We start from the raw sequence: 15,865 nt of genomic DNA on the forward strand, positions 1-15,865 counted from the left end.
GAAAACGATTAAGTCTTAAATCCCCAGTTTTCAGGACGTTCTATCAATTATAGATGACATTTTCAAAATAAAAAAAACCGCCAATGACAGCGATTTCTTTATTTTTGTGTTTTTATTTTATTTTTGTATTTTTATTCTATATGATTTTATTTTGTATTTTATTTATTTCTCGGAATTTTCTTCTAACATTTTCATTCTACGCAAAAGTTGATGTTCTCCAAATAAAATTAGTAATAAAACCAAGCTCCAACCTCCAATTAGTCCTGCTGAATCGATGAGTGGTCGCCCAGTCTTTGAAATGAAAATACGAGTAGGATGGTCTTTAGCCACATATACAGTAATTTTTTTGCCATCATCTCCTAATTTTCTAAAATATACATCTAAAGGTCTTTTTTGATATTCTTTTCCTTCAAAACTGTATGTTACTTCATGGATTGCTTTAACCTCTGTTCCGTAAACAATTTTTCCTGAAACAGGTATTTTCTCTAAGTTTTTATTTGTTTGATGCAAGCCTAATAAAAAGAGAGCTCCTCCAAGCATTGCCACAGCAACGACAAACATGATAATCCGTAGAATACGCTCAACTATGCCGACAATTTTATTCATTTAATTATCCTATATTTTCTAATTTACTAATTTTCCTGAACTTATTTCTATTTTATTTTAACATTTTTTACTGATAAAAGTTACTTTCTCACTTATCCAAAGCTTTTTCAAAATTTTTGAAAGAAATACAAACCATTCTTTAATAATAGAAGAAAAATTACTCTTTTTTTGGTAAAATTGGCATAGAAATAATTATAAAACTTCTCATATTTACTGACAGGTTTGTCAATAAATCGAAAAGATATAATCACTCCCTAATTAACAGTGAAAACTGCTTATAAGAATTATAAAAGGAAAGAGGCACCTAATGTCCTTTGATGGTATTTTTTTACACCACATGACGGCTGAACTTCAACCATTGGTTGGTGGACGTATTCAAAAAATTAATCAACCTTTTGACCAAGAACTTGTTCTAACAGTTCGGTCAGCTGGTAAATCTCATAAACTTTTACTCTCAGCTCACCCTGTTTTTGGTCGTGTTCAGCTGACCAAAACTGATTTTCAAAATCCACAAAATCCAAATAATTTTGTGATGATTTTACGCAAATATTTGGCTGGCGCTTTTATTGAACAAATTGAACAAGTGGGCAATGATCGTCAGATTATTTTCCATATTTCAACCAAAGATGAAATTGGTGACAGTTTAAAAATTGCTTTGATTACAGAAATTATGGGTAAACATAGTAATATTATTTTACTAGAAAAAACCTCGCAAAAAATTATTGAATCCATTAAACATATTGGTTTTTCACAGAATCAATATCGCACAATTCTACCAGGTTCAACTTATATTGCACCACCTTTAAATACTGCTATTGACCCTTTCAAAGCCACTGACGAAGAGATTTTTGAAGCTTTACAAACTGAACAATTACAACAAAAATTACAAGGAATCGGACGTGATTCTAAAAATGCGTTAACAAGTCTGTCAGTAAAAGAATTCCATGAAAAATTACTGACAGTCACTCCATCAATTTATCCTAACGATACTTTTTCCAGTATCAAACTTGCTGATGAATTTGTAAGTTTTGACAGCCTTTCTGAAATGCTTGATACTTACTATGCGGATAAGGCCGAACGTGACCGTGTTAAACAGGTTGCTGCTTCTGTCATTAAAAAAATTCAAAATGAACTGAAGAAAAATCGTGATAAATTAAAAAAACAAGAACGAGAATTACTTGCGACTGACAATGCTGAAATTTTCCGTCAAAAAGGTGAACTGCTTAATACATTTTTAAATCAAGTTCCTAATGATAAAGCAAGTGTAACTTTGGAAAATTACTATACTAATGAACCAATTGAAATTGCTCTAAATCCAGCTTTAAGTCCTGTTCAAAATGCTCAACGTTACTTTCATCGTTATCAAAAATTGAAACAAGCCGTCAAATTTTTAGGAGAGCAAATTGCTAAAACCAAGGAAACGATTCATTATTTAGAATCTGTTGAATCAAATCTTGAAAATGCTGACGTTGCTGAAATTGCTGATATTCGTGAAGAATTAATTCAAACAGGCTATATTAAGCAAAAATATCGTAATAAAAAGCAAAAAATGCTCCCACCAGAAAAATATCAAGCTGAAGATGGAACAATTATTTTAGTAGGTAAAAATAACTTACAAAATGAACAAGTCAGTTTCAAACTTTCACGCCGTGGCGATCTTTGGTTTCACGTTAAGGATATTCCGGGAAGCCACGTTTTGATTACAGGAAATGCAAATCCATCTGATGAAACAATTACTTTTGCTGGGGAATTAGCAGCTTATTTCAGCAAAGCACGCTATTCCAACCTTGTTCAAGTAGATGTTTTAGATGTCAAAAAATTACACAAACCAACAGGAACAGCTCCAGGGTTTGTTACTTATGACCGTGAAAAAACGATTCGAGTGACTCCTGACGAATCTGTCATTAAATCTCGCAAAATTGGTAAGTAAATTTTACTGACAAAACTTAATTTTTATATTGGAGAACAAATGTCTGAAATCATCAGCTGCCCTGTATGCAGCCACTTGCTCATAAAGGAACAAAATACTTATAAGTGTGAAAATAACCATACTTTTGATTTAGCTAAGGAAGGTTACCTCAACCTTCTTTTAAATGCCAAAAAAACTTCTGGCGACTCAAAAGAAATGATGGCAGCCAGACGCGACTTTCTCGCCAAAGGCTATTATGAAAAACTATCAGATAGAGTTAATCAAAGACTTAAAAAATCTCATTTAACTGACCAAGCTATCCTTGATATCGGTTGCGGCGAGGGCTACTACCTTTCACGCTTCCAAAAAGAGATTGCTCCGAAAGCCTCTAATTTCTATGGAATGGATATTTCTAAATTAGGAATTCGCATGGCGGCTAAAAAAAATCCGATGATTCATTGGTTAGTCGCTAATTTTGCCAAACTTCCTTTCAAGGAAAAATCTGTCAGCACCGTTTTATCAATGTTTGCCGAATACTCTGTTCCAGAAATCGACCGAATTCTTACTGACGACGGAAATATTATTATTGTCAGAGCCGCAAACAATCATCTTATCGAATTAAAAAATATTATTTATCCCGAAATTCATGAAAAAGTAAAAACTTCATCTATCAAAACCTTCCCCGGCTTTTGCGTTGAACAAGAAAATTTTTCATATAAAGTTACCATTCAATCTACCGAAGATTTATTAAGTCTGCTATTGATGACACCACATTATTGGAAAATCAAACCAGAAGGAATTGAAAATTTAAAGAAATTTGAATCCTTGGAAGTAACAATCAGTATTGAAATTGATTTATTAAAGCGACAAAAATAAATCTTTTTAACTGAAAAATAACTGTATTTTAACCAAGTTTTTTTAAAAACCAATTATTAGAAAAAGCACTCTCAGTATTGGAATGACGGGGCTTTCATAAATTGGACAAATTTGATATAATTAAATTTGTAATTTTTACAATTTACATTATTATATTATTTTATAAGAAGGAGCCAATATGGCAAATGAAACTGTCATTCAAATGATTGATGTCACCAAACGTTTTGGTGATTTTGTCGCTAATGACAAAGTCAATCTTGAGTTGAAGAAAGGTGAGATTCATGCTTTGCTCGGCGAAAATGGAGCCGGTAAGTCAACCTTGATGAACATTCTCTCAGGACTCCTCGAGCCTAGCGAAGGTGAAGTCCACGTTAAGGGAAAGCTCGAAAATATCGACTCTCCGTCTAAAGCAGCAAACCTCGGTATCGGAATGGTTCACCAACACTTCATGTTAGTTGACGCCTTCACAGTTACTGAAAACATCATCCTTGGTAATGAAGTTACTAAAGGAATCAATCTCGATTTAAAGACTGCTAAGAAAAAAATACTTGAACTTTCTGAGCGTTATGGTCTTTCTGTTGAACCTGATGCGCTCATCCGTGATATTTCTGTCGGTCAGCAGCAAAGGGTTGAAATCTTAAAAACACTCTATCGTGGAGCTGATATTTTAATTTTTGATGAACCAACAGCAGTTTTGACTCCAGCTGAAATTTCTGAATTGATGCAAATCATGAAGAATTTAATTAAAGAAGGCAAGTCAATTATCCTCATCACACATAAATTGGATGAAATCCGTGCGGTAGCTGACCGTATCACAGTCATTCGTCGTGGTAAATCAATTGATACTGTTGAACTTGGTGACAAAACGAACCAAGAACTTGCAGAATTAATGGTCGGACGCTCAGTTTCATTCATCACCGAAAAAGCTCCCGCTCAACCTAAAGATATTGTCCTCGAAATTAAGGACTTAAATATCAAAGAAAGTCGCGGTTCTCTAAAAGTTAAAGGATTATCACTTGATGTTCGTGCCGGTGAGATTGTAGGGGTTGCCGGAATTGATGGAAATGGTCAAACAGAATTAGTGAAGGCTATTACTGGTTTGACAAAGGTTGATTCAGGTTCTATCAAACTCCACAATAAAGATATTACCAACCAACGTCCTCGTAAAATCACAGAACAATCTGTCGGACATGTCCCAGAAGACAGACATCGGGACGGACTTGTTTTGGAAATGACAGTAGCCGAAAATATTGCTCTGCAAACCTACTACAAACCACCAATGAGTAAATATGGTTTCCTTGATTATAATCAAATAAATAGTCACGCTCGCAAACTCATGGAAGAATTTGACGTTCGTGGTGCTGGTGAATGGGTTTCTGCTGCTTCTCTTTCTGGTGGTAATCAGCAAAAAGCAATTATCGCCCGTGAAATTGACCGAAATCCTGACCTCCTAATCGTATCACAGCCCACTCGTGGACTCGATGTTGGTGCGATTGAATATATTCATAAACGTTTAATCCAAGCTCGTGATGAAGGAAAAGCAGTTCTTGTTATTTCTTTTGAACTTGACGAAATTCTAAATGTTTCCGACCGAATCGCTGTTATTCACGATGGTCAAATTCAGGGAATTGTAAGACCTGAAACAACCACAAAACAAGAGCTCGGTATTTTAATGGTTGGAGGAAACATAAATGAATAGTAAAACGAAAAAAGTCCTTGTTCCTCTGGTGGCCATTATTTTTGGTTTCTTATTGGGAGCAATTATCATGCTAGCCTTTGGCTACAACCCAATTTGGGGTTATGAAGATCTCTTCATTTCTGCTTTAGGAAATACAAGAGCAATTGGTGAAACCTTGCAAACAATGGGCCCACTAATTTTGACAGCTTTATCTTTTGCAGTTGCAATGAAAGTAGGCCTCTTCAATATCGGGATGTCTGGTCAAGCACTTGCTGGTTGGATTAGCTCGATGTGGTTTGCTTTGAGTTTTCCAGATATCCCACGTTTATTGATGATTCCTTTAGTTGTAATCATCGGAATGTTCTTCGGAGCATTTATGGGATTCATACCAGGTATTCTTCGTGCTCTCCTTGGAACATCAGAAGTTATCACCACAATCATGCTAAACTATATTATGTTGTTCTTCTCAACATTTATGATTCATAGCATGTTCCAAAAAAGTATCCTGATGGATAATACTACTGACCAAACAAAACTAATTAGTGCCAATGCTTCTTTCAGAACAAATTGGATGTCGTCATTAACTGATAATTCAACCTTAAATATTGGATTAATCATTGCATTGATCGCCCTTGTGATTATGGCGATTATCTTTACAAAAACAACTCTAGGATTTGAAATCAAAGCTGTTGGTTTAAATCCTGATGCTTCAGAATATGCTGGTATTTCAGCAAAACGTACCCTTATCCTATCTATGGTTGTTGCTGGTGCCCTTGCTGGTCTTGGTGGTGTTGTTTACGGATTTGGATACATGCAAAACTTTGTTTCTCAATCGGCATCCCTCGACATCGGATTTAACGGGATGGCCGTTGCACTTCTTGGTGGTAATAGCCCTATCGGTATTCTCTTTGCCGCTCTTCTTTTCTCAGTTCTTCAAACAGGTGCTCCTGGTATGACAAATGATGGTATCCCACCAGAAATCGTTAAAGTCGTCACTGCTTCAATTATTTTCTTCATTGCAGTGAAATTCATTATCGAAGTCATGTTACCAAAAGCTAAAGAAATCAAAGCATCAGAAGCTACTAAGAAGAAAGGAGAAAAAGCATGAATCTTGTAAATACTTTACAAATCATTGTCGCTAATATGCTCATCTATTCAACTCCTCTAATCTTTACAAGTATTGGTGGTGTCTTCTCCGAACGAGGCGGTATCGTCAATGTCGGTCTTGAAGGAATAATGACTATCGGAGCTTTCAGTTCCGTTGTATTCAACTTAACTACTGCCGGAATGTTTGGAAGTATGACTCCATGGCTCTCAATCCTTTTTGGAGCTTTAATTGGTGCTCTCTTCTCTTCTCTTCATGCGGTGGCTACAGTGAACCTAAGAGCAGACCATATCGTATCTGGTACTGTACTCAACTTGATGGCTCCAGCACTCGGAGTTTTCCTACTTCAAGTTTTCTATCAACAAGGTCAAATTAATATCAATGAACAAATCGGTTATTGGAACGTTCCACTACTATCAAACATTCCTGTCATTGGTAAAATCTTCTTTAGCCAAACTTCTCTACCAGGGTTTCTTGCAATTGTTGTAGCCATTCTCGCTTGGTACGTTCTATTTAAAACACGTTTCGGTCTTCGCCTTCGCTCAGTTGGTGAAAACCCACAAGCAGCTGATACCCTTGGAATCAACGTTTATGCCTACCGTTGGGCTGGTGTGCTTCTCTCAGGTGTCCTCGGTGGTGTAGGTGGTGCAATTTATGCTCAAGCAATTTCTGGTAACTTCTCAGTTTCAACAATTGCTGGTCAAGGGTTCATTTCACTTGCAGCTATGATTTTTGGTAAATGGAATCCTATTGGAGCAATGTTATCATCACTTCTCTTTGGGCTCTTTACCTCACTTGCTGTTGTCGGTGGTCAAATCCCTGGAATCAAAGAAATCCCTTCTTCATTCCTACAAATGGCTCCATATGTCTTTACAATTATTGTCTTGGCACTCTTTCTTGGAAAAGCAATTGCTCCTAAGGCTGATGGTGTTAACTACATCAAATCTAAATAAATTTACAAAAATAAAAAGTCTGTTGATGAACAGACTTTTTTTATTAGACTTTTAGCTTAACAAATATAATTTAAAATAAAAAAAGAGCTAGTTGAAATCTCAACCAACTCTTTTTAATTTTAGTTTTTAACTGCAGAAGCAAATTCTTCTTTAGCAAAAGCTTCGTCAATGATTGCTTTCAATTGAGCACCAGAAGCTTCCATTTTTTGCATTTCAGCATCGTTCAATGGAATGTGGATTGGGTTAACAACACCTTCAGCACCAACTACAGCTGGTTGACCAAGGTAGCAGTCGCTTACGCCATATTGTCCATCTTGGAATACTGATACAGGAAGTACTGCATGTTCATCATCAAGAATTGCTTTAGTAATACGAGCAAGAGCTACAGCGACACCGTAGAATGTTGCACCTTTTTTAGCGATGATTGAGTAAGCAGCATCACGTACAGATTCAAACAATTCAACGATTTCAGCTTCGTTAAGGTAGTCATTTTCTTGGAACCATTGTTCCAATTTAACACCAGCAACGTTAGCGTGTGACCAAACGGCAAATTCTGAGTCACCGTGTTCACCCATGATGTATGCGTGGATTGAACGAGCGTCAACATCAACTTTTTCTGCCAATGCTTGACGGAAACGTGCAGTATCAAGTGAAGTACCTGAACCTACAACGCGGTTTTTAGGGAAACCTGAGAATTTCCAAGTAGCATATGTCAAGATATCAACTGGGTTAGCAGCAACAAGGAAGATTCCTTTGAAACCTGAAGCAACAATTTTAGTTACAACATCTTTAGTGATACGAAGATTTTTTTCAACAAGGTCAAGACGAGTTTCACCTGGTTTTTGTGGAGCACCAGAAGTCAAGACAACGAGGTCAGCGTCGCTTGCATCAGAGTAGTCTGCAGAGTAAATCTTTTTAGGTGAAGTAAATGCCAAGGCATGAGAAAGGTCTTCTGCATCTCCTTGAGTTTTTTCTTTAAAAAGGTCAACAATTCCTAATTCTTGTGCAATCCCTTGGTTTACAAGAGCAAAAGCGTATGATGAACCTACAGCACCGTCACCTACAAGGATAACTTTTTTACGTTGTTTATCAGCCATGATTTTCTTTAATTCCTTTCAAATTATAAACGAGTATTTTATAAAATATAATCTTTTCAACAATAGGGCCTGTCGATAGCGGCAGGCATTATTGTTTTAAGATTCTTAATTGACAAATTATTTAACAGTGCGGATACGCATTGTATTTGTACGACCAGTACCAACTGGAACACCAGCAACAATGATGATATTGTCACCAGATTCAACTAAACCTGAAGCCAAAGCAACTTTTTCAGCAACTTCAAACATGTCATCTGTAGATGAAGGTTTTTCAGTCATCGTTGGGATTACACCCCAGTTAATCATCAATCCACGTTCAACTTTTTCGTCAAATGTAATAGCCAAGATGTCAGCATTAGGACGGTGTTTAGAAATCAAACGAGCAGTATTACCAGATTCAGTCAAAGCAACAATCAATTTGATATCCATAGCTTCTGCAGCGTTTTTAACTGATGCAGCAACTACTTCTGTTACAGTTGATTTGTCGTAACGTTCTGGGTGAAGACGTCCGTATTCTTTCAACATTGTTTGAGCGTTTTTGTTAACAGTAGCCATTGTACGAACTGATTCGCGTGGGTATTTACCATTAGCAGATTCACCTGAAAGCATTGTTGCGTCAGTTCCGTCAATAACAGCGTTGAATACGTCTGAAATTTCTGAACGAGTAGCACGTGGGTTGTAAGTCATTGATTCAAGCATGTTTGTCGCAGTAACAACGATTTTACCTGCTTTGTTAACTTTGCTGATGATCAATTTTTGGTAAACTGGAACCATTTCAAATGGAACTTCAATACCCATGTCACCACGAGCGATCATGATACCATCAGCTGCTTCGATGATTTCATCAAGGTTTTCGATACCTTGTTGGTTTTCAATTTTAGCCAAAAGTTGTACGTGTGGATTTCCAGTTTCTTCACAAATACGACGTACTTCTTTAACGTCATTTGCAGTACGTACGAATGAGATAGCGATAAAGTTGATTCCACCAGGTTGTGAAAGTCCGAAACGGATATCCGCATCATCACGTTCAGCAAGAGCTGGGAAAGGAATTTTAGTGTTAGGAATGTTAACACCTTTTTGTTTACCAATAACGCCATCATTTTGTGCTTCAACTTCAAACTCACGAGTTGCTGCATCTTTACCAGTCAATGACAAACCAAGTTTACCATCGTCAATCAAAATAGTTTGACCAATTTCAACATCATCAAAGATATCAAGACCACCAGCTACGTTCAAAGCAATCAATTCAGGAGTTGATTTAAGACCTTGTTTAGTTGCAACGCGGAATTTATCTCCAGTAACAACGCTGATTGCATCAGCACCGTCAGCAAAGAGTTCTGTACGCATTTCAGGACCTTTAGTATCAAGCAAGAAACCTACTTTATGACCAGCGATTTCTTCAGCGCGGTGAACTGTTGCCATACGAGCACCTTGTTCAGGATGGTCACCGTGTGAGAAGTTGAAACGGAAGACATTTGCGCCTTCTTCAATCAAAGCTGCAATGTTTTTTGCTGATGCTTCGACGTCAAGAGATTCTCCCCAATAGCCGCTTTCACCAAATTTTTTGCCACCACGAATTTCGACAGCAGGTCCAAGAGTTGAGACGATTTTTACACGTTTATTCATTTTGTGTTTTTCTCCTATAATGATTAATTATATATCTCTGCCCTAATTATGCGTTTAACACTTAACTAGAAACAGATTTGCAGTAACTTAGTTAAGGTTAAGATTGTTGAGTGCTGAGTTAAGACGGTAAAGTTCAAGACCTGCTTTATGCGGGTTATTTACTTTGATTCCACCTTCAGTAGTCAAACTAAAGAGTGCTCCTTCTTCAGCTGTTCCGAGAATTGGACTTTCTACAAGTTCTTCATTACGGATACCAACGGCTACGCCCCCGATTCCATCACGAAGCAATTCAACGGCACGAGCACCCATACGTGAAGCAAGAACACGGTCACGAGCTGTTGGTGAACCACCACGTTGGATGTGTCCAAGGACAGAAACGCGAAGGTCCCCTTTATAACCAGCTTCTTTAAGTTTTGTAGCAAATTCTTCACCAGTCATTACACCTTCAGCAAGAACGATGATGTGGTGATTTTTACCTTTTTCGTAGCCTTTGTTAATGTTGTTAACTACGTTTTCAAACTTAAATTCTTTTTCTGGAATACAAATATCATCTGCACCAGCAGCGATACCAGCATTCAAAGCGATATCTCCAGCATTACGTCCCATTACTTCTACAACGAAAGTACGGTTATGTGATGATGAAGTATCACGGATTTTATCCAAGGCATCTACAACTGTTGAAACAGCTGTATCAAATCCAATTGTAAAATCAGTTCCTACGATATCGTTATCGATTGTTCCTGGAAGTCCAACAGCTGGGAAACCATGTTCTGTAAGACGCATAGCTCCATGATAAGAACCATCACCACCGATTACAACGACACCTTCGATACCGAATTTTTTAAGTTGCTCAATCCCAGCAAGTTGTCCTTCTACTTGAGCAAATTCTGGGTAGCGTGCTGAATACAAGAATGTACCACCACGACCGATTTTATCACCAACTGAAGCTGACGTAAGCGGGAAAATATCTCCCGCAACCATGCCCGCATATCCGTGATTGATACCGTAAACTTCGATACCTTCAGAAATTGCTTTGCGAACAACTGCACGAATAGCCGCATTCATTCCTGGGGCATCACCACCAGAAGTCAAAACTGCAATGCGTTTCATTTAAATCTGTCCTCCGAAATTGAGATACATAGCAAAAATACGTAAACGTTATTAATATTTTTACCATGTTCATTTGTTGTCTAGTTCATTATATCACGTATTTATAAAAAAATCTCTTTACAAACTGTATGAAACGTTTTCATTGTTTCTTTTTTTCTAAGCCTTATTTTGCAAGGGTTTTCTAGCATTTTCAAATAAAATTTATAGACTTCATTTGCTCTTAATTCTTCTATAATATGACACAATAATAGCCATTCTATTCTTTTATATTTTAACAAAAAAGTATATAATCTTTTACCTTTTTGTTTATTTTTCTGATTATTCAACTTGAAAAATGAAATATTTTCATAAAAAAATGAATTCCTTGCGAAATTCATTTTTTATATTACGCTTCATAGCGTTTTTCACCATCAATATAAGTTGCAACTAAATCAAAATCATTGTCTAAAACGATAAAATCAGCTGACAAACCTGGTTTTATTTGACCACAAACATCATCAATGTTTACAGATTTTGCTGGTGTCAATGAAGCCATCATAATTGCTTCTGCTGGTGTGGCAATCCCCCAGTCAATGACATTTTTAACAGCAGTTTTAAGAGTTAAAATTGAGGCAGCTGGGCGTCCTGTTGGAAGCCATGCGGCTCCGTCACGAACTTCTACTTCGTATTCGCCAAGCATATAAGGTCCATCAGGAAGTCCTGCGGCACGCATTGAGTCTGTAATTAAAACAACATGGTCAGCGCCTTTCATTTTCATTACAATTTCAGCTGCTTCTGGACGAACATGGTGACCATCACAAATTAACTCAGCATAAGTGTTTGGTGTATTTAAAATTGCTCCAACCATTCCTGGTTCTTGGTGAGTCATTCCAGACATTCCGTTAAAGGTGTGAACCCAAACAGATGCTCCAGCTTGTACCCCAGCAACCGCTTGTTTATAAGTGGCATTTGAATGTCCCAATGCAATAACAACACCTGATTCAGTCGCTTTACGGATGAAGTCTTCTGAACCATCACGTTCTGGGGCAAGACCGATTTTTTTGAGCATTCCATGTGCAGCTTCTTGCCAATCTTCAAGTTCCCACATTTTGGCATCGCGCATGTATTTAGGGTTTTGAGCCCCTTTCTTTTCTTCTGTAAAGAATGGACCTTCAAAAAAAATACCACGAACTTTGGCTCCGCGAGCTTCTTGGTAATGTTCTCCTACAACCGTGCAAACCGCTTTCAATCCTTCGTGGTCATCGGTCAAAGGACTTGGTAAAAATGAAGTGACCCCTGCTGACAACAAGCCTTCTGACATTGTTCCCATAATTCCTTCAACTTCAGCATCTTGGGCATCCGCTCCACCAAAACCATGGATATGTGTTTCAACAAGACCTGGGGCAATTGATTGACCTGAATAATCTAAAATGTCAGCTCCTGCTGGTGCTTCTTCTGTCCACTCTCCAAATTTTCCATCAGTAATTTCTAAGAAACCACCTTTTTTTGTTTCATAAGCGTAGAAAAATTGATCTGCTTTAATATAGTAAGTCATAAATATCTCCTCTTCTTTTTCTTTAATTTTAGCACCCTTTATCTTTTTTGTCAATAAACAGTATATACCAATTATCACTATAAAAAATTACTGACAGATTTTGCCTGAGCCTATACAAATCATACTTTAGCAGATGAAAATAGCGCTCAATTTCTGTCAGTAATTTTAAAATTTAATTTAATTGTTTGTTATTTGATAATTGTAACAATTTTTCTTTAATTTGTTCTTCCATTTTAGAAAGTTCAACCTCACCTTGTTGACGTTTTTGGCGTCCCTCAGCCTGAATTCTCATAGTTTCTTGAATAGTATCAACTAAGTTTTGTTGAGTTAATTTTAATGTTTCAATATCTACTAAACCACGTTCATTTTCAGTTGCAGCCTCAATTGTTGATGCTTTAAGCATTTCTGAATTTTTACGCAACAGATCATTGGTTGTTTCTGAAACAATACGTTGACTTGTCAAAGCATCTTTTTGTTTTAAGAGGGTCAAAGCAATCGCAACCTGATTTTTCCATAGTGGAATGGCTGTATTAATTGAAGTTTGGATTTTCTCAGCTAATTCTTGATTGGTATTTTGAATGAGACGAATTTGTGGGGCTTGTTGAATTGTCAACTGACGAGCAAGACGCAAGTCATGAGCTCGTTTTTCTAAGCGATTTTTATATGATTCTAAATCATTCACTTTTTGAACAATCAAGGCATTGTCAGTAGAATCTTGAGCTTCTTTTCGAGCTTGCGGAATAATTTCTGTATCTAATTCTTGGACTTTTAATTCAGCACCTGCAATATAAACATTCAAAGCCTTGAAATAATTCAAGTTTTCATCGTAAAGTTTATCGAGCATTTCATTATCTTGCAAAAGTCCTTGTTGTTCATTGTTCAATTTTGCAGAAATTTTATCAATACCTGCTCCAATTTTTTGGTATTTTTGCGTCACTTCAAAAATTGAACGTTTAACTTTACCAAACATTTTGGTAAAAATCCCTTTGTTTTCAGCTACCAATTCGTTTGGATTGGCTTGTTGTAAGTTAAACATCAAATCTGTCAGTGAGGAACCAACTTCGCCCAAATCTTGTGCCTGAACTTTATTTAAGACACTTTGAGAAAAAGCCGAAATCTTATCTTGGGCGCTTGCTCCATAGTTAATGACAGATTGAGCACTTGATTCATCCAACTGTTTTGATAATTCTTTTGCTTTTTCTAATTCTTCAGTAGAAAGAACTTCTACTGCTGCTAAAGAGGCTTTTTCGTGCATTTTTACAATTTCTGACTTTTGTTGTTCATCTAATTGCTCTGCCTCTTTAATGACTTTATCATTGGTCATCAAATCATCTAAAATTGGATTATCCATATCTTTAAATTCCTTTGCTATACTTATATTTCTTTACTTTTAATTATAAATGATTCCTGCCAAAATTGACAGGAATATTTGTTTTTTTACTGACAGAATCATCAGTTTTACTGACAAGAATTTTTAAAACGTCTGTCAGTAAAATTATTTGTCAAAATCAACTTGATGTTTGATGACATTGACATCGTCCATCAAAATTTCATGGTAGTTTTTAGAAATTGAATGTGAGAGTGTTTTTATCAAAAGTAAGGTTTCATCTAAATCACGATTGATTTCTTCTGTTCTTACTGATTGTTTCTTCATCTCAATAAATTTCTCTGACAATTTGACGATGTTTGGCAAGTCTTTATATAGAAACTCATTTTGTTTTGTGAGTTCTTGTGGATTTTGAACAATATATTTAAACGTTTGTTTGCTGGCTTCTAAACCGCCTGTCACTGATTCAACAACTTGTAAATCATCTTCTTTTTTCAGTAATTTTTCCCAAGTTTTGATATTTTCTTTTGCTTCTGACAAGTTTTCACGGAAAATTTTAATATCCGTATCTGAGAGTCCTGCTTCGTGGTAACGTTCAATATTTTCTTTTTTGCTCATTCCTTTATCCTTATATCCTTCTTCTCTTTCATCAGGGTTTTTTCGCATAAAACTAATTCCGATAATCATTTTTATAATTAAGAAAAAGAGAACTAATCCAAAAATCACATTCACGATTCCTAGATGACCATAACCGAACATCATGTCCTGATGATTCATAAATAAACTGACTGGCATATTTTTTTTCCTCCCGCTTGCGTCCTGTTCTCACAAGTTTCTAATTTTTAAATTTCATTTTTAAGAATAACCTTTCGGATATATCTATATTTTATCATAATATTTGAACCCTAAATCATACTTAGGGCTGATTTTTATTCTTGCTTATGTTAAAATGTAAAGGAAACCAAAACGAAAGAAAGGATCATTTCTATGAATCCACAAAAAATTGCAGTTTTAGGTCCAGGTTCGTGGGGAACTGCACTTTCACAAGTTCTTAATGATAATGGTCATGAAGTTCGTATCTGGGGAAATAATCCAGAACAGATGGCTGAAATTAATGAAAAGCATACAAATACACGCTATTTTAAAGATGTTGTTTTGGATGAAAAAATAAAAGCATTTGATCGTTTAGATTTAGCTTTAGAAGATGTTGATGCTATTTTATTTGTTGTACCAACTAAAGTGACACGTTTGGTCGCAAAACAAGTAGCCGAAGTCCTCAAACACAAAGTACACATCCTTCACGCTTCTAAAGGGCTTGAACAGGGAACACATGAGCGAATTTCTACTATTCTTGAAGAAGAAATCCCCGCTCAATTGCGAGGAGAAATCGTGGTAGTTTCTGGCCCTTCTCATGCTGAAGAAACAATTGTTCGTGATATTACATTAATTTCTGCAGCTTCTAAAGACCATGATGAAGCGAAATACGCTCAAGCAATCTTCAGCAACGACTACTTCCGTCTTTATACTAATACTGATGTTATTGGTGTTGAAACAGCCGGTGCCCTTAAAAATATTATTGCTGTAGGCGCGGGTGCTCTTCACGGTCTTGGTTTTGGTGATAATGCTAAAGCAGCAATTATTACGCGTGGTCTTGCCGAAATTACTCGTTTAGGTGTGGCTATGGGAGCTGAACCTTTAACTTATAGCGGTTTGTCTGGTGTTGGTGACTTAATTGTAACAGGTACTTCAATTCACTCACGAAACTGGCGCGCGGGTGATGCTCTTGGTCGCGGCGAAAAGCTAGCTGATATTGAAAAAAATATGGGAATGGTTATTGAAGGTGTTTCAACCACTAAAGCTGCTTTTGAGCTCGCTCAACAGCTAGGTATCGATATGCCAATTACCGAAACAATCTACAAAGTTCTCTATGAAAATCTAGATGCAAAAACTGGAATTCTTGATATCATGCGCCGCGAAACTCGTGCCGAAAATGAATTCATTAATAATAAATAAAAAGTAAATACGATTTATCTAACTATAAAGG

The 15,865-nt window shown here is 36.5% G+C and carries 13 protein-coding genes; 6 read left to right on the forward strand and 7 right to left on the reverse strand.

Annotated features, from left to right (window positions below; translation table 11 throughout):
• Nucleotides 1-162: 162 nt before the first annotated feature.
• Complete coding sequence (locus MKX45_RS07705) at nucleotides 163-606, reverse strand: hypothetical protein (RefSeq protein ID WP_017864582.1); 444 nt, start codon at nucleotides 604-606, stop codon at nucleotides 163-165.
• 307 nt (nucleotides 607-913) lie between these two features.
• On the opposite strand from MKX45_RS07705, the gene MKX45_RS07710 reads away from it, so the two are divergent.
• The 5 genes from MKX45_RS07710 to MKX45_RS07730 all read left to right on the forward strand — a co-directional run bounded on the left by MKX45_RS07710 (nucleotide 914) and on the right by MKX45_RS07730 (nucleotide 7,127).
• Nucleotides 914-2,536 carry an Rqc2 family fibronectin-binding protein gene (locus MKX45_RS07710; RefSeq protein ID WP_057720885.1) on the forward strand — a complete coding sequence of 541 codons (1,623 nt, stop codon included), beginning with the start codon at nucleotides 914-916 and terminating at the stop codon, nucleotides 2,534-2,536.
• 39 nt (nucleotides 2,537-2,575) lie between these two features.
• A complete protein-coding gene (locus tag MKX45_RS07715; RefSeq protein WP_057720884.1) occupies nucleotides 2,576-3,391 on the forward strand; it encodes a putative RNA methyltransferase in 816 nt (271 codons plus the stop codon).
• Between the two features lie 178 nt (nucleotides 3,392-3,569).
• A complete protein-coding gene (locus MKX45_RS07720; protein ID WP_047206068.1) occupies nucleotides 3,570-5,090 on the forward strand; it encodes an ABC transporter ATP-binding protein in 1,521 nt (506 codons plus the stop codon).
• Entirely contained in the window at nucleotides 5,083-6,177 is a 1,095-nt protein-coding gene (locus MKX45_RS07725) for an ABC transporter permease (RefSeq protein ID WP_128267956.1), read from the forward strand. The genes MKX45_RS07720 and MKX45_RS07725 overlap by 8 nt, the downstream gene beginning before the upstream one ends.
• Complete coding sequence (locus tag MKX45_RS07730) at nucleotides 6,174-7,127, forward strand: ABC transporter permease (RefSeq protein WP_012897956.1); 954 nt, start codon at nucleotides 6,174-6,176, stop codon at nucleotides 7,125-7,127. The genes MKX45_RS07725 and MKX45_RS07730 overlap by 4 nt, the downstream gene beginning before the upstream one ends.
• A 119-nt stretch (nucleotides 7,128-7,246) precedes the next feature.
• Here the strand turns inward: MKX45_RS07730 and MKX45_RS07735 are convergent, their stop codons facing one another.
• From MKX45_RS07735 to MKX45_RS07760, 6 genes are all read right to left on the reverse strand, one after another.
• A complete protein-coding gene (locus tag MKX45_RS07735) occupies nucleotides 7,247-8,224 on the reverse strand; it encodes an L-lactate dehydrogenase (RefSeq protein ID WP_003131075.1) in 978 nt (325 codons plus the stop codon).
• 117 nt (nucleotides 8,225-8,341) lie between these two features.
• Entirely contained in the window at nucleotides 8,342-9,850 is a 1,509-nt protein-coding gene (gene pyk / locus MKX45_RS07740; protein ID WP_003131076.1) for a pyruvate kinase, read from the reverse strand.
• An 87-nt stretch (nucleotides 9,851-9,937) separates the two neighbouring features.
• Entirely contained in the window at nucleotides 9,938-10,960 is a 1,023-nt protein-coding gene (gene pfkA, locus MKX45_RS07745) for a 6-phosphofructokinase (protein ID WP_003131080.1), read from the reverse strand.
• 385 nt (nucleotides 10,961-11,345) lie between these two features.
• On the reverse strand, nucleotides 11,346-12,494 hold the full coding sequence (gene nagA, locus MKX45_RS07750) for an N-acetylglucosamine-6-phosphate deacetylase (protein WP_128267954.1): 1,149 nt from the start codon (nucleotides 12,492-12,494) through the stop codon (nucleotides 11,346-11,348).
• 172 nt (nucleotides 12,495-12,666) lie between these two features.
• Entirely contained in the window at nucleotides 12,667-13,845 is a 1,179-nt protein-coding gene (locus tag MKX45_RS07755) for a toxic anion resistance protein (RefSeq protein ID WP_340816980.1), read from the reverse strand.
• 144 nt (nucleotides 13,846-13,989) lie between these two features.
• Nucleotides 13,990-14,616 (reverse strand): 5-bromo-4-chloroindolyl phosphate hydrolysis family protein, encoded by a 627-nt coding sequence (locus MKX45_RS07760; RefSeq protein ID WP_081037497.1) that lies wholly within the window; start codon nucleotides 14,614-14,616, stop codon nucleotides 13,990-13,992.
• Between the two features lie 192 nt (nucleotides 14,617-14,808).
• Between MKX45_RS07760 and MKX45_RS07765 the strand changes: the two genes are divergently transcribed.
• Nucleotides 14,809-15,834 (forward strand): NAD(P)H-dependent glycerol-3-phosphate dehydrogenase, encoded by a 1,026-nt coding sequence (locus tag MKX45_RS07765; RefSeq protein ID WP_003131086.1) that lies wholly within the window; start codon nucleotides 14,809-14,811, stop codon nucleotides 15,832-15,834.
• Nucleotides 15,835-15,865 lie beyond the last annotated feature (31 nt).

This window comes from Lactococcus sp. FSL W8-0209, assembly GCF_038006585.1.
Taxonomy (GTDB): Bacteria; Bacillota; Bacilli; order Lactobacillales; family Streptococcaceae; genus Lactococcus; species Lactococcus lactis.